The organism is Thalassospira sp. (assembly GCF_030690045.1).
Taxonomy (GTDB): Bacteria; Pseudomonadota; Alphaproteobacteria; order Rhodospirillales; family Thalassospiraceae; genus Thalassospira.
In genome coordinates this window covers 614287-632265 of the sequence record NZ_JAUYHK010000011.1, presented here as the reverse complement: position 1 = coordinate 632265, position 17979 = coordinate 614287, and the positions used below count along the sequence as shown (strand labels likewise).

The 17979-nt window shown below is 56.1% G+C and carries 21 protein-coding genes and 2 tRNA genes; 11 read left to right on the top strand and 12 right to left on the bottom strand.

What is annotated here, in order from left to right; genetic code table 11:
• Positions 1-172 precede the first annotated feature (172 nt).
• Complete coding sequence (locus Q8O73_RS08895) at positions 173-1141, bottom strand: quinone oxidoreductase (protein WP_305557680.1); 969 nt, start codon at positions 1139-1141, stop codon at positions 173-175.
• 98 nt (positions 1142-1239) lie between these two features.
• Here Q8O73_RS08895 and Q8O73_RS08890 point away from each other — a divergent pair, with 98 nt between their 5' ends.
• The gene (locus tag Q8O73_RS08890; RefSeq protein WP_305557678.1) at positions 1240-2085 is read left to right on the top strand and encodes a LysR family transcriptional regulator; all 846 of its coding nucleotides are present in this window, start codon (positions 1240-1242) and stop codon (positions 2083-2085) included.
• Between the two features lie 36 nt (positions 2086-2121).
• Here the strand turns inward: Q8O73_RS08890 and Q8O73_RS08885 are convergent, their stop codons facing one another.
• A complete protein-coding gene (locus Q8O73_RS08885; protein WP_305557676.1) occupies positions 2122-3468 on the bottom strand; it encodes a CoA transferase in 1347 nt (448 codons plus the stop codon).
• A gap of 128 nt (positions 3469-3596) precedes the next feature.
• On the opposite strand from Q8O73_RS08885, the gene Q8O73_RS08880 reads away from it, so the two are divergent.
• The 6 genes from Q8O73_RS08880 to Q8O73_RS08855 all read left to right on the top strand — a co-directional run bounded on the left by Q8O73_RS08880 (position 3597) and on the right by Q8O73_RS08855 (position 6671).
• Complete coding sequence (locus Q8O73_RS08880) at positions 3597-4706, top strand: acetoin utilization protein AcuC (protein WP_305557674.1); 1110 nt, start codon at positions 3597-3599, stop codon at positions 4704-4706.
• The gene (locus Q8O73_RS08875) at positions 4703-5149 is read left to right on the top strand and encodes a DUF192 domain-containing protein (RefSeq protein ID WP_305557672.1); all 447 of its coding nucleotides are present in this window, start codon (positions 4703-4705) and stop codon (positions 5147-5149) included. The genes Q8O73_RS08880 and Q8O73_RS08875 overlap by 4 nt, the downstream gene beginning before the upstream one ends.
• Positions 5150-5248: 99 nt before the next feature.
• A tRNA-Pro gene (locus Q8O73_RS08870) sits at positions 5249-5325 on the top strand.
• Between the two features lie 113 nt (positions 5326-5438).
• Entirely contained in the window at positions 5439-5732 is a 294-nt protein-coding gene (locus tag Q8O73_RS08865) for an ETC complex I subunit (RefSeq protein WP_305557670.1), read from the top strand.
• A 35-nt stretch (positions 5733-5767) separates the two neighbouring features.
• A tRNA-Arg gene (locus Q8O73_RS08860) sits at positions 5768-5844 on the top strand.
• A 62-nt stretch (positions 5845-5906) separates the two neighbouring features.
• Positions 5907-6671: a polysaccharide lyase gene (locus Q8O73_RS08855; RefSeq protein WP_305557668.1), complete on the top strand. Its 765-nt coding sequence runs from the start codon at positions 5907-5909 to the stop codon at positions 6669-6671.
• On the opposite strand, the gene Q8O73_RS08850 is transcribed toward Q8O73_RS08855, so the two are convergent.
• The 4 genes from Q8O73_RS08850 to hisI form a co-directional block, all read right to left on the bottom strand.
• Entirely contained in the window at positions 6668-7312 is a 645-nt protein-coding gene (locus tag Q8O73_RS08850) for a YitT family protein (RefSeq protein WP_305557666.1), read from the bottom strand. The two genes, Q8O73_RS08855 and Q8O73_RS08850, sit on opposite strands and share 4 nt — an antisense overlap.
• 176 nt (positions 7313-7488) lie before the next feature.
• Positions 7489-8316 carry an aldo/keto reductase gene (locus Q8O73_RS08845; RefSeq protein ID WP_305557664.1) on the bottom strand — a complete coding sequence of 276 codons (828 nt, stop codon included), beginning with the start codon at positions 8314-8316 and terminating at the stop codon, positions 7489-7491.
• Positions 8317-8551: 235 nt separating this feature from the next.
• Positions 8552-9697, bottom strand: coding sequence for a GTP-binding protein (locus Q8O73_RS08840; protein WP_305557662.1), 1146 nt, complete (start codon positions 9695-9697; stop codon positions 8552-8554).
• 27 nt (positions 9698-9724) lie between these two features.
• A complete protein-coding gene (hisI, locus tag Q8O73_RS08835) occupies positions 9725-10135 on the bottom strand; it encodes a phosphoribosyl-AMP cyclohydrolase (RefSeq protein WP_305557660.1) in 411 nt (136 codons plus the stop codon).
• A gap of 121 nt (positions 10136-10256) precedes the next feature.
• Between hisI and Q8O73_RS08830 the strand changes: the two genes are divergently transcribed.
• The 3 genes from Q8O73_RS08830 to Q8O73_RS08820 are packed head-to-tail and all read left to right on the top strand — an operon-like array spanning position 10257 to position 12316.
• A complete protein-coding gene (locus Q8O73_RS08830) occupies positions 10257-10733 on the top strand; it encodes a Fur family transcriptional regulator (protein ID WP_305557658.1) in 477 nt (158 codons plus the stop codon).
• Positions 10714-11520: a zinc ABC transporter ATP-binding protein ZnuC gene (znuC, locus tag Q8O73_RS08825; RefSeq protein WP_305557656.1), complete on the top strand. Its 807-nt coding sequence runs from the start codon at positions 10714-10716 to the stop codon at positions 11518-11520. Before Q8O73_RS08830 ends, znuC begins: the two co-directional genes overlap by 20 nt.
• A complete protein-coding gene (locus tag Q8O73_RS08820; protein WP_305557654.1) occupies positions 11513-12316 on the top strand; it encodes an iron chelate uptake ABC transporter family permease subunit in 804 nt (267 codons plus the stop codon). Before znuC ends, Q8O73_RS08820 begins: the two co-directional genes overlap by 8 nt.
• A gap of 38 nt (positions 12317-12354) precedes the next feature.
• On the opposite strand, the gene metC is transcribed toward Q8O73_RS08820, so the two are convergent.
• On the bottom strand, positions 12355-13539 hold the full coding sequence (gene metC / locus Q8O73_RS08815) for a cystathionine beta-lyase (protein WP_305557652.1): 1185 nt from the start codon (positions 13537-13539) through the stop codon (positions 12355-12357).
• 175 nt (positions 13540-13714) lie between these two features.
• Between metC and Q8O73_RS08810 the strand changes: the two genes are divergently transcribed.
• Entirely contained in the window at positions 13715-14683 is a 969-nt protein-coding gene (locus Q8O73_RS08810) for a threonine/serine dehydratase (RefSeq protein WP_305557650.1), read from the top strand.
• Between the two features lie 142 nt (positions 14684-14825).
• Here the strand turns inward: Q8O73_RS08810 and rpmF are convergent, their stop codons facing one another.
• The 5 genes from rpmF to Q8O73_RS08785 form a co-directional block, all read right to left on the bottom strand.
• On the bottom strand, positions 14826-15005 hold the full coding sequence (gene rpmF, locus Q8O73_RS08805; protein ID WP_305557648.1) for a 50S ribosomal protein L32: 180 nt from the start codon (positions 15003-15005) through the stop codon (positions 14826-14828).
• A gap of 41 nt (positions 15006-15046) precedes the next feature.
• Entirely contained in the window at positions 15047-15700 is a 654-nt protein-coding gene (locus tag Q8O73_RS08800) for a GNAT family N-acetyltransferase (RefSeq protein WP_305557646.1), read from the bottom strand.
• A complete protein-coding gene (locus tag Q8O73_RS08795) occupies positions 15697-16188 on the bottom strand; it encodes a GNAT family N-acetyltransferase (protein WP_305557644.1) in 492 nt (163 codons plus the stop codon). Before Q8O73_RS08795 ends, Q8O73_RS08800 begins: the two co-directional genes overlap by 4 nt.
• Position 16189: 1 nt before the next feature.
• Positions 16190-17053: a 3-mercaptopyruvate sulfurtransferase gene (gene sseA, locus Q8O73_RS08790; RefSeq protein WP_305557642.1), complete on the bottom strand. Its 864-nt coding sequence runs from the start codon at positions 17051-17053 to the stop codon at positions 16190-16192.
• 112 nt (positions 17054-17165) lie between these two features.
• Positions 17166-17876 (bottom strand): alanyl-tRNA editing protein, encoded by a 711-nt coding sequence (locus tag Q8O73_RS08785; RefSeq protein ID WP_305557640.1) that lies wholly within the window; start codon positions 17874-17876, stop codon positions 17166-17168.
• Positions 17877-17979 lie beyond the last annotated feature (103 nt).

The window sequence follows — 17979 nt, the reverse complement described above, 5'->3', positions numbered from 1 at the left end:
AACTGTTCGCGATCATTGAAAAATTGCGATAGGCTATTTTACCATTGCAGCAGATGACGCCGCAGCTTTCCCGCCCGATGATCCCGGTGATGGGGGACCTGTTCGATATGAACAGGAAAGGCAACGCACCGTTCCGCATGGTCACCTTCCTGCACCATAAGCTTTTCAGGGTTTAGTGATCTGCTTGCAGGTAAATTGCCCCACTTGTCGCTCCCGCTTCAAGATCGGCATGTGCCTGTGGTGCGTTTGTAAAACTGTATGAATGGGCAGCAGGGAAGTGTGACTGGCGCAGAATATCGAACCATGCGGCGGCTGCGCGGTGATAATCCTGTATGTTGTTGGCAAAGGCCAAAACACTGGCACGTATTAAAAACCGGTTCGACAGGGTGCGAACATCGATCAGGGGCAGGGCGCCGCCAACCTCGCCAATATTGACAGTCGTACCAAACGGTTTTGTGGTGCGAATGGTTTTGACCAATGCTTCACCCCCTATCCCGTCAATGGCAAAATCAACACCCCGTCCCGCCGTCAGGTCGTCTATCGCTGTTTCAAAATCCTGTTCTTTGTAGAATATGGCGTGGTCAAGACCTTGCTGCCTGGCAAGATCGGCTTTTTCCGAGGTGCTGACAGTGCCAATCGTGGTTGCGCCCGACAGTTTCGCCCAGCGGGTCAGGATTTGTCCCAGCCCGCCCGCTGCAGCATGGATAAGGATGCTTTGCCCGGGTTGAACATGACAGACACGGGCCAATAAAAAATAGGCCGTTAATCCGCGTAACAAAGACCCTGCTATCTGTTCGTCGGTCAGATCGTTGGGGAGTTTTATCAAACGGTTCGCTGCGATATTGCGTTCCGTCCTGTAACTTCCAACGGGAAAACCGGCATAGGCGACCCGCTCCCCGATGTCAAAGCCGCTGACATCCTTGCCGGTTGCACAAACCCTGCCGACGGCTTCAACACCGGGAACGCCCGGCATGACGGGGAATGGATACAGGCCCTTGCGAAAATAGATATCGACGAAATTAACACCAATCAGGCTTTGCCTGATCCGAACCTCATCGGCCTTTGGTGCCGGTAAGTCCATGTCGGTGGTGTATAATGCCGATGGGTCTCCGGTCTGGTCCATTTGAATGACGCGGGTCATGTCTGTCTCCTGAATGTTGTGACAAATTCAGGATTAAGGGTTATTCATCATGTGGGGAATTGCATATATTTGCATGGTAAATGGGTGATAATGCGCAAATGAACTGGGAAGATTTTCGTTATTTTCTGGCGCTTGCCGATGAAGGCAGTTTTTCGGGGGCTGCACGCAAACTGGGGGTGGATCACAGTACCGTTGCCCGGCGTGTGGCCGCACTTGAAACGGCATTCGGTGTGCGCCTGATCGACCGTTTGCCCAAGGCGGTGATGCTGACAGTGGAAGGTCAGGTACTTGCCGAACGGGGGCAGGGGGCACTTGATGCCATGTTTGCCGTTGAACGTGCGGCAGCGGGGGCGGTCGCAGGTGTGTCGGTGCCGCTTTGTATCAGTGCGCCCCCTGCGCTTGCCCGCCATACGATTGGGCCACAATTGAAACAGTTACGCGAAATGCATCCTGATGTTGATGTGATTTTGCAGGGGCAAATACAGTCTGCGGATTTGAACCGCCGTCAGGCAGATATTGCGATAAGATTGTCGCGACCGCGCAAATCCAGTGTGATTACCCGTAAACTTGCAAACATGTCATTCGGGTTTTATGGCGCAAAGGCATATCCCAACGCCGAAACGGACTGGGACTTGATCAGTTGGGACGAAGGCAGTGCATATATTCCGCAATATTTCTGGCTTGAGGAAAGGTTGCGAGGACGGCGTGTTGTCTTGCGTTCAAACGATATGGATGTGCAGGTTGCCGCCGCCCGTTCCGGTCTGGGAATTGCGTTATTGCCCTGTTATATCGGTGATGCTGATCCGCTTCTGATGAAATTTGACGCCCGCGAAAATTTCCCCGCCCGTGAAATCTGGATGCTGGTTCATGCAGATTTGCGTCATGCGCCCCGTGTTCGGAAGGGCATGGATTTTCTGATTAAAACGATAGGTCGCCTGTCCTAGGTTCAGGCCTTCATTGAAAAATTGCGATAGGCAATTTTACCATTGCGGCAGATGACGCCGCAGCTTTCCCGCCGGATGATCCCAGTGCTGGGGAACCTGTTCGATATGAACGGGAAAGGCAATTCGCCGCGCCGGTCCCCAGTCAGTGATTTCAATAGCCGCATCAATGTCTGTGGCCGTTTCTTCGGGAAATGCCGTCAGGCACGCGGTTTGCGCTGTCTGGCATAACAAATGTGCGGTCCCGGCCAGAGAATGCCTTGCCGTGCTGACGATGCCCGATTGCTGGCGACGCAACAGCGCATATATTGCGCTTGCCGCCATCAGATAGCCGGTCGCATGATCGAGCGCCTGTACCGGCAGCGGAACCGGCTTTTGCGCTCCGGTCTGCTTCATACCGAAATCGGCGATGCCACAGCTCATCTGCACAAGGCTGTCAAATCCCCGCCTTTTCGCCCACGGCCCGGTCCAGCCATAGGCGCAAAGCGTAACATCAATCAGGGAAGAATTAATGCGGCGAAGTTCCTTTGTGTCGTAGCCAAGCCCCGACAGGGCATCAGGACGATAGCCATGCAGCAGGATATCTGCCTGACCCAGCAAACCCTCGAACCGGGTCCGGTCACCGGCAGATTTAAGGTCAAGTCCGGCACAGCGTTTGCCAAGGGTAACTTCGGGGATGACGGCACCTTCATCCCAGGCAGGCGGATCAATGCGCAAAACATCGGCACCATAAGCCGCAAGGAATCGCCCGGCAACCGGCCCGGCAAGGACGCGCGTCAAATCCAGCACGCGAATACCGGCAAGCGGCCGTTCTGGCGAAATGATCCGGTCATCGGGCGTGACATTGCCATGTTCCTGCCAATCGATCATCGGTTCTGTCGCCACTGCCTTGCCTTGCGGGTGGGCTTGCCAGTCTTCAAGGCTGCGCATGGTCGCGGCACAGCCACCGGCGGCAAGGATTGCGGCTTCAAGTGCGTCGGCGTCCCAGTTTGCAACGGCTGGGGCAAGGCTTTGCCGGTCGCGATAATTGCCCAGAACCGAAAGTGCGGCCGCCCGGTGATGCGGGGCGTTGGTATGAAGCCTGATCCAGCCATCGCGCGTTCGATAGTCGCCCGCAATCGCATCCCATTGGTCCGGCAGTTTCCAGCCATCGGGGCGGATTGTCATGCCGAACCATTTCGATGCCTGACGACGATTGATTGTGACAGGGGCGACATCCCCGCTGGCAAGGCCGCGATACCGTGCGATCATGGATGCAGCGGCACCGATCGTTGCCACGGCAAGATCGGTAACGGCAAAAAATGACGGCAGTTCATCGGTTCCGGTAACGGTGAATTTGGGCCGGGCCAAAGCATCGGCAATCGGATCAATGAACGGATTGGTCATGGCTTTGCTTTCATTTTAGGGTCCGGCCCTTTTGAGAAAACAATCTTGCGCATCTGAGGGTAAAGGGTCAATCCTGCGGACTGTCTTGCGGATATGTTTCCGCCAACCGATTGAACGTTGTACGCAATATGACCCCACCACGCATGATCGCTGCCGAGATTTATCGCGGCTCCAGCTATGGGCCGAAACATCCGCTGGCAATCCCGCGGGTGTCGCTGGTGGTTGATATGGTCCATGCGCTGGGTTGGGTGAATGATCAGACCTACCTGACGGGGCCGGTGGCGACACCGGATCAACTCGCCCGGTTTCATGACCGCGATTACATCGCCGCCGTTCAGCAGGCCGAACGCGATCAGGCCCTGCCGCCCGATATGATGGCGCGGTTTAATCTTGGCCTGAACGGCAATCCGATTTACCCGGAAATTTTCCGGCGTCCGGCCACGGCTGCCGGATCGTCGATATTGGCGGCCCGTCTGTTGCAGGATGGTGGCATTATCCATCATCCGGCGGGCGGCACCCATCATGGCCTTGCCGCACAGGCATCGGGGTTTTGTTATTTCAATGATCCGGTATTGGGGATTTTGGCGTTTCTCGATGGCGGGCTGGACCGGATTTTATATGTCGATATCGACGCCCATCACGGCGACGGCGTGCAAATCGCCTTTGCTGATGATCCACGGGTTTTGACGGTTTCGGTGCATGAAGACGGTATCTGGCCGAAAACCGGCGATATTGATGATATCGCCGGGGGCATGGCGCGTAATTTGCCGGTGCCACGCGGCATGAATGACGATGAAATGCGCTTTGTCCTGATGGAATATATCCTGCCATTGGCGCAAAAATTCAAACCACAGGCGATTGTTTTGCAATGCGGTTGTGATGCCCTTGCCGAAGACCCGCTATCGCGTCAGATGCTGGGCAATGGTTCGGTCTGGGACGTGGTGCGCGAACTGGCGGAAATGGCACCCCGGTTTCTGGTGTTGGGCGGGGGCGGATATAATCCTTATTCAGTGGCGCGGTGCTGGGCCGGAGTCTGGGGGATTGTAAACAAATTCGAAATACCTGATATGGTACCAGTAGAAGTGGAAAAAATTCTGCGTGTCATAAAATGGGCACATAGCCGTGGCAGACAGCCCGCGCCGGAATTATTGACCACACTGGCCGATCCGTGGCGGGGCGGGTTGATCAGGGCCGAAATCCGGCATCGCGTGCAGTTGCTAAAGGGATTTGGGGTATGAGAGCGGTTTTTCAGGTATTTCTGGCGGTCTGTTTTATCAGTGCTGCGGTGATTGCCGGTTTGAATGCAAAGGCCAATGGATTTGAACGATCGCGTCTTCTGGTCGATGGTCAGGTCTTTAATGTGGAACTGGCACGCAGCCCGGATGAACGGGCACGCGGCCTGATGTTTCGCACCGAAATGGCCAATGATGCCGGGATGCTGTTTGATTTTGGCCGGGCCCAGGAAATTTCGATGTGGATGAAAAACACCTTCATCCCGCTCGATATGATTTTCATTGATCACAGCGGCGAAATCGTCGGCATTGAAAAACGCACCATCCCGAAATCCGAGGCGATCATAGCATCGCCCAAACCGGTGCGCTTTGTGCTGGAACTCAATGGCGGCACCGCCGACCGCATGGGATTTGATGTCGGCACCCGTGTTGAAGGGCTGCCGCGCTAGGTTTTTCGCCCCTTTGGCATTTTTTCGCAATGCAATGGGCCAAAACCAACAACGCGGGCTTGCAGTGTGCAAATTATGGTGCTAAATCCTCCGCCGTGTCGGGGAGTAGCGCAGTCTGGTAGCGTACCTGCTTTGGGAGCAGGGGGTCGCGAGTTCGAATCTCGCCTTCCCGACCATCTTCTTTTTCGTATCTTGCCGGACTGTTGCCAGACCGGCAAACGGGTGTAAAAGAGGATATGGTTTTTGCCATATCATATTCATTTTACAGACGGTCAAAACGAGGGTCCCGATGAAGGTCCGTGTTTACAAACCTGCCAAAAATGCCATGCAGTCCGGTCGTGCCAATTCCGACCAGTGGGTGATGGAATTTGAACCCGGTGCGAAAAAGATTGCCGATCAACTGATGGGCTGGATCGGATCGACCGATACCCGCGATCAGGTCAAAATGTATTTTGACAGCCTTGACGAGGCACAGGCCTTTGCCGTGCGGCACAAACTGGTCGCCGATATCGAACAGCCCAAAACCCGCAAGCTGCAAATCAAGACCTATGCCGATAATTTCGCCTTCAAGCGCGTTGTCTGATTCTGTCTGTTGACGCCCTTGGGCAGTCTCCAAGTGGCCCCTTAGCTCAACTGGATAGAGCAACAGACTTCTAATCTGTAGGTTACTGGTTCAAGTCCAGTAGGGGTCGCCATTTTCCTGCCTTTCTGACGCCATTTTGCGATTGCAAAAAAAAGCCGACAGAAAGGTAATCCCATGCGAAAAATCTCTTTTTACGGCGGGGTTGTTGCCATCCTTGCCCTTGGCGCGTTTGGTGCGGACGATGTGGATCGTGGCACGTTCGGGCCGTTTGTACGGTCGTTAAACGATACGGATTATGGCTATCGGGTGGTGTCTGATCCAACCGGGTCGGCGATTGCGCTGCTGGTGGAACGGTTCGAGGTTCGGGCCGGGGATTGTGGCGGGCCGACAGGCATTGATTGTGGTCGTGACCGGGAACGTTCCGAACTGAGCGAACGGGGCGGGCGGAACCCGGCAGGCAGCACATACTGGTATGGCTGGTCGATTTATTTTCCCGACGATTTCCGTAATGTGTATCCAACCAAAGTGGCGCTGGGCCAGTTTCATCAGGAAGGCGCCAAACCGGCCTGGATGTTTCAGAATGACCGGGGCGGTTATCACCTTGATGATCATGTGACCGGGACAAAACCGCGTTATCGCAAATTGATTGACGAATCTGACCTGCGCGGCACATGGCATCGCATTGAAGTGCAGGCAAAATGGTCGCGCCATGACGATGGATTTTTGAAAATCTGGGTCAATGGCGATCAGAAAGTCGATTATGCCGGTCCGACAATGACGGCCGATAAAATCTATTTCAAATATGGCGTCTACCGGTCCTATGTCTCGCGCTATCAGAAGGACCGCAAGACAGACAAGGTTCCCGCCCAAACGGTTTTATTCGCCAATGTCAGGCGGGCCGATACGCGGCAAGGATTAGGGTCCGCACCCATAAATTAACGCGCCGCAATATACCGCCCCGGCCGGTGGTTCATGGCGATGATCAGGTTCAGGACCGCCGCCCCGACCAGCGATAACAGCACCTTGTCAAAGGGCAGGGTGAAAAAGGCGCAGGCCAGAATGACGGCATCAATGCCAAGCTGGACATAACCGGCGCGCCATCCGTGATGTTCCTGCAAATACAGGGCAAGGATATTGACCCCGCCCAGCCCGGCGCGATGGCGAAACAGCATCAATAACCCCACCCCCATCAGGCCGCCGCCGACAATGGCGGCATAAAGCGGTTCCAGCGACACGAAATCCACCCACATTGGTGTCAGGCGCGAAAAAACCGAGACCAGCCCGACGGCGATAAAGGTTTTGAGCGTAAAGGCCCAGCCCATGCGTTTATAGGCCAACCCGTAAAACGGCAGGTTGATGACAAAGAAAATCACGCCAAAGCCATAACCGGTGGCATGGTGCAACAGCAACGCTGCCCCCGCTGTGCTGCCGGTGATCAGGACCGCCTCGCTGTAAAACGTCACGCCAAGCGCCACAAGGGCCGTGCCCAGCAACAGGGCCAGCACATCCTCATAGGGGCGATGCGCCAGATGGTCTTTGTCTTTGGTCTGCGGTGGCGGGGTGGTTGTTGCAACGGTCATGTGAAAGCCTGTGCGTGTTAGGAAGCAACAAAGCTACGCTTTTCGCATTTGCGAAACAAGAAAGGGGGCGGTCACCGATAAAATTGGGCGGTTTTTGGCGTATGAGGGACCTTTGACGCAAAAGGCCGCCCCGAAAGGGGACGGCCATGCTGCTTTTATGCGCGATGATTGTGATCTCAGGCGATATCCCATGCCGGTGCGAAATCCGGGTCGATCAGGCGGCCATCTACACGGGCGAGTTTGTGAATCTTCGCCATATCATCGGGGATGAGGTCAAAATCAAAAATATCGAAATTGGCTTTGGCGTTTTTGGGCGAACCGGATTTGGGAATCGCCATCACGCTGTCTTGTTGCAACAACCAGCGCAGGGTGATTTGCGCCGGGCTTTTGCCATATGTTTCGGCAATTTCCATCAGGATCGGGTCGTCCATCACCTTGCCACGCGCAATCGGGCAATAGGCGGTCAGCAACATGTCGTTCTGCCGGGTTTTCTCCAGCACTTTGGTTTGGGCCAGATAGGGGTGATATTCTACCTGATTGCATAAAAGCGGGCTGTCGGAACAGGCAATGGCGCGGTCCATCAGCGCGGTCGGAAAATTGGAAATACCGATATGCTTTGCCATGCCAAGGTTTTTGACCTCGTTTAACGCGGCAATGGTTTCTTCCAGCGGCACATCGGGGTTGGGCCAGTGCAGCAGCAACAGATCGACATGATCGTCATCGAGCTTGCGCAGGCTTTCAAGGGCCGATTTTTGCAAATCGCCGCTTTGAAACTGATCATACCAGACCTTGGTCGTCAGGAAATAATCATCCCGATCCAGCTTGCTGGCCTTAAGGCCCCGGCCAACGCCTTCTTCGTTATGATACATCTGGGCGGTATCAAAATGGCGATATCCGATATCGGCGGCCTCGGCCACCATGCGTTCGGCGGTTTTGTCATCAAGTTCATAGGTGCCAAATCCCAGTGCCGGTATGGATGCACCATGCCATTTGCGCATAATCATGATCTGCTTCCCCTTATATTTTTGATGTGCCGATGAATTAGTCCGAATCCGGTCGGGCGCAACCTGTCCGGGCGGGTAGGGATCGGCCCCCAAAACAATGCCCCCTGAATATGGCGAAAAAAAACCGGTCACAAAATGTGTGCGACCGGCTTTTGGAGTTTTCAGGACTTAGAGTGAGGCTGTATCAAGCCCGACCAAACCCTAGCAATTTCAGCATCGAAAACCTTGATATGTGTCAAAGACCGGTGATGGCCGGTTCTTTTTCACGGGTTTCGCCAATCGCGGCATTCAGGTGTAAAAGCGAGTCCCGGATCACCTGCGGGCCAAGATCGCGGGTGATAAATACCAGTTTGGACCGGTGATCATCATCGGGCCATGACGACAGGGTGGCGGGCGGGTGAAAGATATGTTGCACGGCATGAATGGCAACCGGCGCATCTTCACCCACCAGATTAAGAATCCCCTTGATCCGGAGCAGATTCTCACCGCGCATCTGGGTAAAGATTTCCGCCCAGGTGACAAAGGCATCCCAGTGCAGCGGCGCATCAAACGTAATGCAAAAGGACTGAATATGATCGTCATGGCGGTTGACGTCAGAAGGATGCGCATGGTGCGTATGATCGTGACCATGATCATGATGATTATCACCGCTGTGACTGTGGTCATGACCATGACTGTCATCGCCATGCGCGGCATAGGCTTCATCGCGCAACCATTTGCGCACATCCATCGATTTGGTTTCCGGGTCATACAGTCCGGCGTTAAACAGCCGGTCCGGCGCAATATCGCCCATCACGACGCGATAAATCGGCGCTGCCGGATTAAGGGCGCGCAGGCGGGCCTCAAGGGCGGTCAGGGTTGCCGCATCGGCCAGATCGGATTTGGTGATCAGGATGCGGTCGGAAACGGCGGCCTGTTTGACGCATTCGGCATGGCGGTCAAGCTGCCCGGCACCCAGCATGGCATCAACCGTTGTCACCACGCTATCGAGCCGGAATTTGTTGGTCAAAAGCGGGTCGGTCATCAGGGTATGCAGAATCGGGGCCGGGTCGGCAAGGCCGGTGGTTTCAATGATCACCCGGTCAAAGGCCGGGATTTCGCCCCGTGTGCGCCGTAAAAACAGATCGCGCAATCCGCTGATCAGATCGCCGCGCACCGAACAGCAAATACAGCCGGAATTCAGCAAAACCACATCCTCGGACACATTCTGAACCAACAGATGATCCAGCCCGATATCGCCAAATTCATTGATCAGGACAGCGGTTTTTTCCATGCCCTTGCGCGACAAAAGGGCGTTAAGCAAGGTGGTTTTGCCACTGCCGAGAAAACCGGTGATGACCGTGGTGGCAATGCGTTCGGAAATGCTGTCATGCAGGGACATGGGACGTGTCCGTTTCAATATAAAAGGTTATTTGGCATCGCCATAAAGGGCGTCGGCGGAAATTTCGGGTTGCGAGATGATGGTTTCCACCCCGTCGCGCACCGCAAAGTAAAAGCAGTTGCGCCGCCCGGTGTGGCAGGCAACACCTTTTTGATCGACCTGCACCAGAATGGTGTCCTGATCGCAATCATACCGAAAATCGGTCAAGGTCTGAATCTGGCCCGATGTTTCGCCCTTGCGCCATAATTTCCCGCGCGACCGGGAATAATAACAGACCCGCCCGGTGGTCAGGGTTTCAACCACCGCATCGCGGTTCATCCATGCCATCATCAAAACCTCGCCGCTGTCATGTTGCTGGGCAATGGCCGGAATCAGGCCATCGGCATTATAGGTCAACTGATCGGCGATCTGGGTGATCTGGGCGGCTTGGACGGACATGGGTGTGGCTCCGGCGGATGATGGTTGACTTTTATCTGCTGTCCCGGCAAGAAATGATATATTATAACATCACGTCAACAGGAATTGCACCCGCCCAATGGCCAGCAGAGAAGATTTTGCAATGACCGACCTTTTCCCGCAGAAGGGACATGATCACAGCCGTTGCGTTGATAGCGCACTTCGCGAGGCAGAAAAAGTCTGCGATGCGGAAAATGCCCGCTTTACCGACATGCGTCGTCTGGTATTTTCGCTGATCTGGAAATCGCACAAGGCGATTACGGCCTATGAATTGCTCGATGCCATTCAGGCTGGCGGGCAGCGCGTGCAACCGCCAACGGTTTACCGGGCGCTGGAATTTCTGACCCAATTGGGCCTGATCCACCGGATCGAATCGCTCAATGCCTATTTTGGCTGTGACATGCCCCATCACCATCATCTGGGGCAATATTTCATCTGCCGCCAATGTGGTCGCGTGGCCGAGGCAGTGGACGAGGAAATGAGCAACGCCGTGCGCAAGGCCGCCCGGCAGGTGCAATTCCGGATCGAAGCGACCACCATTGAAATCAAGGGGCTGTGCCATGACTGCGCCACTCATTGAGGGGCGGGACCTGTCGCTGTCCTTTGGCGGGGAACGGGTGCTCGATCATGTCAGCCTGTCAATTTCACCGGGCGAAATCATCACCCTGATCGGGCCGAATGGCGCGGGGAAATCAACCCTGGTCAAGGCGCTGTTGGGCTTGCAGGCGGTCGATGACGGTTCGGTCACGCGCAAGGCCGGATTGCGGGTGGGCTATGTGCCACAAAAACTGGCGATTGATGCGGTCCTGCCGATGACGGTGGCACGGTTTCTGACCCTGACGCAACGTGCCAGCCGGGCCGAACGCCTTGCCATCCTGCAACAGGTCGGGGCGGCACATGTGATCGACAGCCAGATGGGCGATTTGTCGGGCGGGGAAAATCAACGGGTGATGCTGGCGCGGGCCCTGTTGCGCAGGCCGCAATTGCTGGTGCTTGATGAACCGACCCAGGGGGTGGATGTCAATGGACAGGCGGAATTGTACCGTTTGATCGAAACCATCCGGGCCGAATTTGGCTGTGCGGTTTTGATGATTTCCCATGATTTGCATCTGGTCATGGCGAAAACCGATCAGGTGGTGTGTTTCAACCGCCATGTCTGTTGTTCGGGGCAACCCGAAACCGTGCGTCAGCACCCCGAATATCAATCCCTGTTCGGGCGGCAGGCCGCCGATGCCATTGGCATTTATCATCATGAACATGATCATCAGCATGATTTGTCCGGCCATGTGATCGGGGCGGCCGGTTGTGGTCACGATCACGGCCATGATCATGCTGCGTCGCCGGTAAAGGAACATATTCATGGATGATTTCCTGATCCGTGCGGTGATGGGCGGCATTTTTCTGGCGCTGATTTGCGGGCCGTTTGGCGCGTTCATCGTCTGGCGGCGCATGGCGTTTTTTGGCGATACACTGGCGCATTCGGCCTTGATGGGCGTTGCCCTTGGTCTGTTGACGGGCATTGATGTGCGTCTGGGGATGATTGTTGCCTGTGTTGTGGTGGCGTTGTTGCTGGCCCTTGGGCAACGGCAAAACCGGCTGGGCAGCGATACGGTTCTGGGGATGCTGGCCCATTCGACTTTGGCCCTTGGCATGGTGGCGCTGGCCTTTGTGCAGGGGGTGGCGGTCGATATCATGGCCTATCTGTTTGGCGATATTCTGGCGATCAATGCTGCTGATTTGTGGTTGCTGGCCCTTGGCGGCGGCGCGGTTCTGATCGCACTTGTCGCCATGTGGCGGCCCTTGCTGGCCCTGACTGTCAGCCCGGAAATCGCCGCTGTCGAAGGGGTGCCGGTCGAAAAATTGCGGCTGGTCTTTATGTTGCTGATGGCGTTGGTGATTGGCATGGCAATCAAGATTGTCGGGGTGTTGCTGATTACGGCCCTTTTGATTGTTCCGGCGGCCAGCGCCCGGTTTTTCTCCCGCACACCCGAACAAATGGCGGTGGGGGCGGCGTTGTTTGGCGTTGCCGCCGTTCTGGCGGGTATCGGCCTGTCCTGGCATATCGACAGCCCGGCCGGGCCCAGCATCGTGGTGGCCGCCGCAGGATTGTTTTTGCTGTCCTGTATTGTCCAGCCGTTCCGCAAAATCCTGAAATCCCGATAACACAAAACGGCGCGGATATTTTCCGCGCCGTTGCTGTTTCAGACCGTCTTCAGGCGGGCAAACCCGGCTTCAAGATCGGCGATCAGATCGTCGGTATCTTCAAGGCCGATATGAAGGCGAATCAGTTGGCCGTCTTCATCCCATTTGGTGGCCGTGCGGATGTTTTTCGGATCGGATGGCAGGATCAGGCTTTCAAATCCGCCCCAGCTAAACCCCATGCCAAACAGGTCCATATGATCGACCATATTGGCAAGCTGCGGCTTTGTCACCGGATGCAGGATGAAGGAAAACAGGCCGCTGGCCCCGATAAAGTCACGTTTCCAGATCGCATGACCCGGATCATCGGGCAGGGCGGGATGCAGCACACGCCTGACCTCGGGCCGTGTTTGCAGCCATGTCGCGATTTTAAGGCCGCTTTCATGATGCTGGCGCAGGCGCACGCCAAGGGTACGCAGGCCGCGCTGCGCAAGATAGCAATCATCGGGGCCGATGGCGTCGCCCGATATGATGACCTGTTTTTTGATGGTCAGAAGGTCTTCTTCGCTGGCGGTAGTAATCGTGCCCATCATGACGTCGGAATGGCCGACGATATATTTCGTGCCCGCCTGTACCGACACATCAACGCCCAGTTCAAACGGGCGGCACAGCATCGGCGAGGCCCAGGTGTTATCGAGCAACACCTTGACATTGCGCGCATGGGCGACCTTGGCAATCGCCGGGATATCCTGCATTTCAAAGGTCAGGGAACCGGGGCTTTCGCACCAGACAAGGGCGGTATTGTCGCGCATAAGGTGCGAAATGTCACCGCCGATGGCCGGATCGTAATATTCCGTTTCAACACCGAACCGTTTCAGGAAACTGTTGCACAGATGGCGCGTCGGGTAATAGGTGCTGTCTGTGACCAGAATATGGTCGCCCGGTTTGACAAAGGCGAGGATCGAATTTGTAATGGCAGCGACACCCGATGAGACGCAAAGCGTACCAAAACCGCCTTCAAGTTCGGCAATCGATTCTTCAAGCAAAAACCGCGTTGGCGTGCCATGCCGCCCATAGGTGACCTTTCCGGGTGCCGATGATCCAGCTTCTTCAAGGTCGGCAAGCGTTTCAAACAAAATGGTCGAGGCATGAAAAACCGGCGGATTGACCACCCCGTGATAGTCGCGGGACCGCCGCCCGGAATGTACCAGCCGGGTTGCCGGTTTCTGGTCTTTTTTGCCTGACATCTCAAATCTCCTCAGCCGCGCACGGATATGCCCTGTTGATTGTTGTATGATGTCACTCAAAGCATTTCAGAATGCGGGGTTCAAGGTCTTTTACCAACAAACTGTTGTTATTCTCGCGACGGGCGACAGATTGGGTTAAGAACACAGCACAGCAATTGACGATCAAGGAGGCAGCGTGATCGATCTTGAGGATTTCCAGACAGCCCGTTCTCGCCTGAACGGTCATATCCGAACCACACCCCTGATGGCGATGGGGCCGGTGTCCGGGGGCACGGGTTTCCCCGGTGCCTTGCCCGGCAATGCCAATGTCCCCGAACTGTTTTTGAAACTTGAAAACATGCAGGTAACCGGGTCGTTCAAGGCGCGCGGGGCGCTCAATGCCGCCTTGTCGCTGGAACCCGAGGCACGGTCGCGCGGGCTGGTCACGGCATCGGGGGGCAATCATGGCATGGGGGTGATTTATGCCGCCCGTGTTCTGGCAGTGCCGGTGCGGATTTATTTGCCGGTCAACACCCCCGGCCCCAAGGTCAGCAAGCTGAAAAAACAGGGGGTGGATGTCGTTCTGACCGGGGCAGTCTGGGATGATGCCAACCGGGCGGCAATGGATTATGCGCGTGAAAGCGGCATGGCCTATATCCATCCCTTTGCCGATCCACGGGTGATTGCCGGGCAGGGCACAATTGCGCTGGAAATGCTCGAACAGCAACCCGGTCTGGAAACGCTGGTGGTGGCGATTGGCGGCGGCGGGCTGATTGCCGGGGTGGCAACGGCGGCACGCATGATCCGCCCGTCCATCCGGATTATCGGGGTCGAACCTGTGGGCGCACCCACCCTGTTTGAAAGCCTCAAGGCGCAGGAAGTTATCTGCCTGCCCAGTGTCAATACCGCGGCGACCAGCCTTGCCCCCCGGCAATCCTCGGCAATCAATGTGGATCTGATCGGCAGTCACGTTGATCGCATCGTTCTGGTCAGTGATGATGAAATGCGGTCCGCTGCGCAATGGATGTGGCAGGAACTGGGACTGGCGGTGGAATTGTCGGCGGCCGCCGGAATGGCGGCGATCATGGCGCGCCGTCTGGGCATTGATGATTCCGGCAAGACCGGGGTGATCATTTGCGGCACCGGGGCGGATGGCCTGACCTGATCCCGGATTATGCGCATCGCGCATTAAAAAAGGACAAGACCTTTCGGCTTTGTCCTTTTTTAAACCAAACGTCACCCCGAAGGGTGACGTGGAATATCTTCGTCGCAAAACCGTCACCGGACCGAAATCCGATGGGTGCGAATTACATCTTGGGCTCGGTCACCTGACGACCCCGGTACATACCGGTTTTCGGGTCGATGTGGTGCGGGCGATGCAGTTCGCCGGTTTCTTTGTCTTCGCGGTACGAGCCCTTGGCGAGCTTGTCATGCGAGCGACGCATGCCCTGACGGGACTTGGTCACTTTACTTTTTGGCACTGCCATGGGTCATCATCCTCTGGCTTGGGTAAACTCAGGCGCGCTTGTTACCGTGCGCGTCCGGGAAAGTCAACGATCAAAGTGTCGGGATCTGTATTTTCATTCCCTTTTGGGGAATTCCGCGTTCCGGCTGTTAAAACCGTTTTCGGGATCAGACCGGTTTCACGCGGATCATCAATAATTTCGGTACGCTGGTCATATACCTCAAACCCGGCCTTTTGATAAGCCCCTAACGCAGAAGAATGATCCAAAGAGCAGGTATTGACCGTCAGGCGGGCGGGCGACAGGCTCCAGGCGGTGTCAACCACCCAGTTCAACAGATATTTGCCATATCCCTTGCCGATAAATTCCGGGATCAGCCCCATATAGGCCAGATCGATCACCCGGTCCGTTTCCATCCGCGCCAGATTAAGTTCGGCATAGCCCGCCGGAACCCCGGCGACATACAGGACATAAACATGGGTTTCCGGGCGGGCCAGAATGGTGCCAAGTTCTTCATCATCCATCAGGCGGCGCGACCACCACATCCACGGTTCGCCAACCGTGTTATAAAGATAATGATAAAACGACAGGGTCGGATTCTCGGCGCGGACAATTGCCACCTTGCCCGGCGGCACAATCGCCGCAGGCCGGTTGGGGGCATCGGTCATTTCCAGAAAAGTCACGACAACGTCAAGTTTCGGGGGCGTTTTCACGCTCATGGGATCAGCCTTTTTACATAAATCCGCCTTGCGGGCGGATCGGATTGGTCGTTTGTCACCGGTGCGGCATCATAACCTTGCGCCAGATAAAACCCGCCAATGGCGGGGGAATGTGCCATCACCCGGCATTCGCTCAGCCCGGCGGCACGCAGGATATCTTCGGCCATCGTCAACAAGGCCGCACCGATTCCCTGTTGCTGGCGCGACGGGGCAACGGCCAGATAATGAACCCATCCGGTGCCATCCCTGTCATATCCGACCATCACCGTCCCCGATACCACAAGGCTTTCAACCGGGCTTGCCAGAACCACACAGCCATGCCCGGATGACAGGCAATCTTGCAGGTCCTTTGCGGCAATGGTGCGGTCATCGGCAAGACCGCATCGTTGCCACAGGCGGATTGCCGCCTTGCATCCGTTTTTATCGTCGGGATGCAGGCGGCGAAAGGTGATGCGCCCTTTCAGGGCGGAAGCGGAACGCGATGACATCCTATGACGGGGCGGTGCCTGTGGCACGCGGGCTGTCGGGGCGCGATGCCCATTCCGCCCATGACCCGTCATAAACCGCGACTTCTTTCTTGCCGATCAGATAGGCCCCCATCGCCAGAACGCAGGCCGTCACACCGGACCCGCAACTGGCAACCACCGGTTTGCCCAGATCAATGCCCGCGGTATCAAAGGCGGCACGCAAATCATCGGCGGGTTTGAATGTGCCATCCGATGCAATCAGGGTTTCAAACGGCAGGTTTTGCGCACCGGGAATATGGCCGGGATCGCCCCACGGTTCGGGGGCACTGGCGTTAAACCGTGCCGATGACCTTGCATCGACAAGCTGTTCGCGCCGGGTGGTGATATTGGCCAGAACCTGATCATATTCGCGGATCAGGAAACTGTTGGCGCGCACGGTAAAATGGCGTTCACGCGGCGGGGTTGGCGCATCGGTGACCGGGTTTCCGTCGGCTATCCATTTCGGCAGGCCCCCATCAAGGACGGCAACATCATTATGTCCGAAATGCCGCAACATCCACCAGGCGCGACACGCCGCCGATGCCATGCCGGTCTGGGCATACACGACAATGCGTACACCGTCACCCAGGCCCAGTTTGCGCACCCGTGCCGAAAATTTGATGGCGTCGGGCATCATATGGGGCAGGGGGGCGCTGTCATCCGCGGCAATATCGTCAATGTCAAAAAACACGGCACCGGGGATATGTTGCGCATGATACAGGGTGCGGGCGTCCTTGTCCTGTCCGGGCATGTACCAGCTGGCGTCAATCACCCTTATGTCGGGGGCGTCAAGATGGTCCGCCAGCCACTGGGTCGATACCAGCGCATCAGGATTGCTATAAGTCATAAAAAGCTCCGGCTGCAATGATGGGACCTGCGATAGATCGAATGTTCCCGAAAGTTGATTTTTAAAAATTCCGGGGTGGGCCCGGATCGGATGAATTTTGTGGGCTCGAAGCCTATTCGTCAAAGACAATATTGATCCGGCGGTTCTGACGGCCTTTTTTCTCGATTTTGGCGACGATGATTTTGCCGATTTCCGATGTCTGGCGCACATGGGTGCCGCCGCACGGCTGATAATCAATGCCCTCGATCGTGATCGTGCGGATCACCCCGCCATCCATCGGCGGACTGACCGACATGGTGCGGACCAGTTCGGGGTTGGCACGCAATTCGGCCTCGCTGATTTCCCCGTCAAAAACGCGGGCATTGCGGGCGATCAGGGCATTGATCTGGTCGGTTAACGCATCCTTGTCGGGCACCGTATCGGGAATGTCGAAATCAAGGCGCGATTTGTGACTTGCGATGTTGCCACCGGTGACCGACCCGTCAATCACCGCACACAGCAAATGCAAACAGGTGTGAAACCGCATGTGGCGATACCGGGTTTCCCAATCCAGCATGGCCTCGATGCTGCTGCCGGTATCGGGCAGGTCATGCCCGTCGGCAATCATATGCAAATACCGGCCAGACTCGCGATCCTTGATTGTGGTGGTCACCGGGATTTCGCGGCCATCGCCGCATCTGAGAACACCACAATCGCCTGCCTGACCGCCGCTGGTGGCATAAAACACCGTCTGGTCCAGTTCCACTCCGCGATCCTGCACCGAGATCACCCGGGCGGCGCAACTTTGTTGATAGGCATCCTCGCGAAACAGCAATCGGGTCACGGTGTCCTCCTGATCTTTTTGATTTTCCGGGAACATCGTGGCGGCAGGGCGGGGGAGGTGTCGAGATGTTTTTTCACCAAAAGGGAATGTTGATATGTCGGGT

Excerpts from the sequence above, each read along its gene's own strand:
- Q8O73_RS08820 (WP_305557654.1), top strand. The coding sequence starts at position 11,513 with ATGGATGATTTCCTGATCCGTGCGGTGATGGGCGGCATTTTTCTGGCG.
- Q8O73_RS08865 (WP_305557670.1), top strand. The coding sequence starts at position 5,439 with ATGAAGGTCCGTGTTTACAAACCTGCCAAAAATGCCATGCAGTCCGGT.
- znuC (WP_305557656.1), top strand. The coding sequence starts at position 10,714 with ATGACTGCGCCACTCATTGAGGGGCGGGACCTGTCGCTGTCCTTTGGC.
- sseA (WP_305557642.1), bottom strand. The coding sequence starts at position 17,053 with ATGACTTATAGCAATCCTGATGCGCTGGTATCGACCCAGTGGCTGGCG.
- Q8O73_RS08795 (WP_305557644.1), bottom strand. The coding sequence starts at position 16,188 with ATGTCATCGCGTTCCGCTTCCGCCCTGAAAGGGCGCATCACCTTTCGC.
- hisI (WP_305557660.1), bottom strand. The coding sequence starts at position 10,135 with ATGTCCGTCCAAGCCGCCCAGATCACCCAGATCGCCGATCAGTTGACC.
- Q8O73_RS08800 (WP_305557646.1), bottom strand. The coding sequence starts at position 15,700 with ATGAGCGTGAAAACGCCCCCGAAACTTGACGTTGTCGTGACTTTTCTG.
- metC (WP_305557652.1), bottom strand. The coding sequence starts at position 13,539 with ATGTCAGGCAAAAAAGACCAGAAACCGGCAACCCGGCTGGTACATTCC.
- Q8O73_RS08895 (WP_305557680.1), bottom strand. The coding sequence starts at position 1,141 with ATGACCCGCGTCATTCAAATGGACCAGACCGGAGACCCATCGGCATTA.
- Q8O73_RS08845 (WP_305557664.1), bottom strand. The coding sequence starts at position 8,316 with ATGATTATGCGCAAATGGCATGGTGCATCCATACCGGCACTGGGATTT.
- Q8O73_RS08855 (WP_305557668.1), top strand. The coding sequence starts at position 5,907 with ATGCGAAAAATCTCTTTTTACGGCGGGGTTGTTGCCATCCTTGCCCTT.
- Q8O73_RS08875 (WP_305557672.1), top strand. The coding sequence starts at position 4,703 with ATGAGAGCGGTTTTTCAGGTATTTCTGGCGGTCTGTTTTATCAGTGCT.
- Q8O73_RS08850 (WP_305557666.1), bottom strand. The coding sequence starts at position 7,312 with ATGACCGTTGCAACAACCACCCCGCCACCGCAGACCAAAGACAAAGAC.
- Q8O73_RS08880 (WP_305557674.1), top strand. The coding sequence starts at position 3,597 with ATGACCCCACCACGCATGATCGCTGCCGAGATTTATCGCGGCTCCAGC.
- Q8O73_RS08840 (WP_305557662.1), bottom strand. The coding sequence starts at position 9,697 with ATGTCCCTGCATGACAGCATTTCCGAACGCATTGCCACCACGGTCATC.
- Q8O73_RS08885 (WP_305557676.1), bottom strand. The coding sequence starts at position 3,468 with ATGACCAATCCGTTCATTGATCCGATTGCCGATGCTTTGGCCCGGCCC.
- Q8O73_RS08890 (WP_305557678.1), top strand. The coding sequence starts at position 1,240 with ATGAACTGGGAAGATTTTCGTTATTTTCTGGCGCTTGCCGATGAAGGC.
- Q8O73_RS08830 (WP_305557658.1), top strand. The coding sequence starts at position 10,257 with ATGACCGACCTTTTCCCGCAGAAGGGACATGATCACAGCCGTTGCGTT.
- rpmF (WP_305557648.1), bottom strand. The coding sequence starts at position 15,005 with ATGGCAGTGCCAAAAAGTAAAGTGACCAAGTCCCGTCAGGGCATGCGT.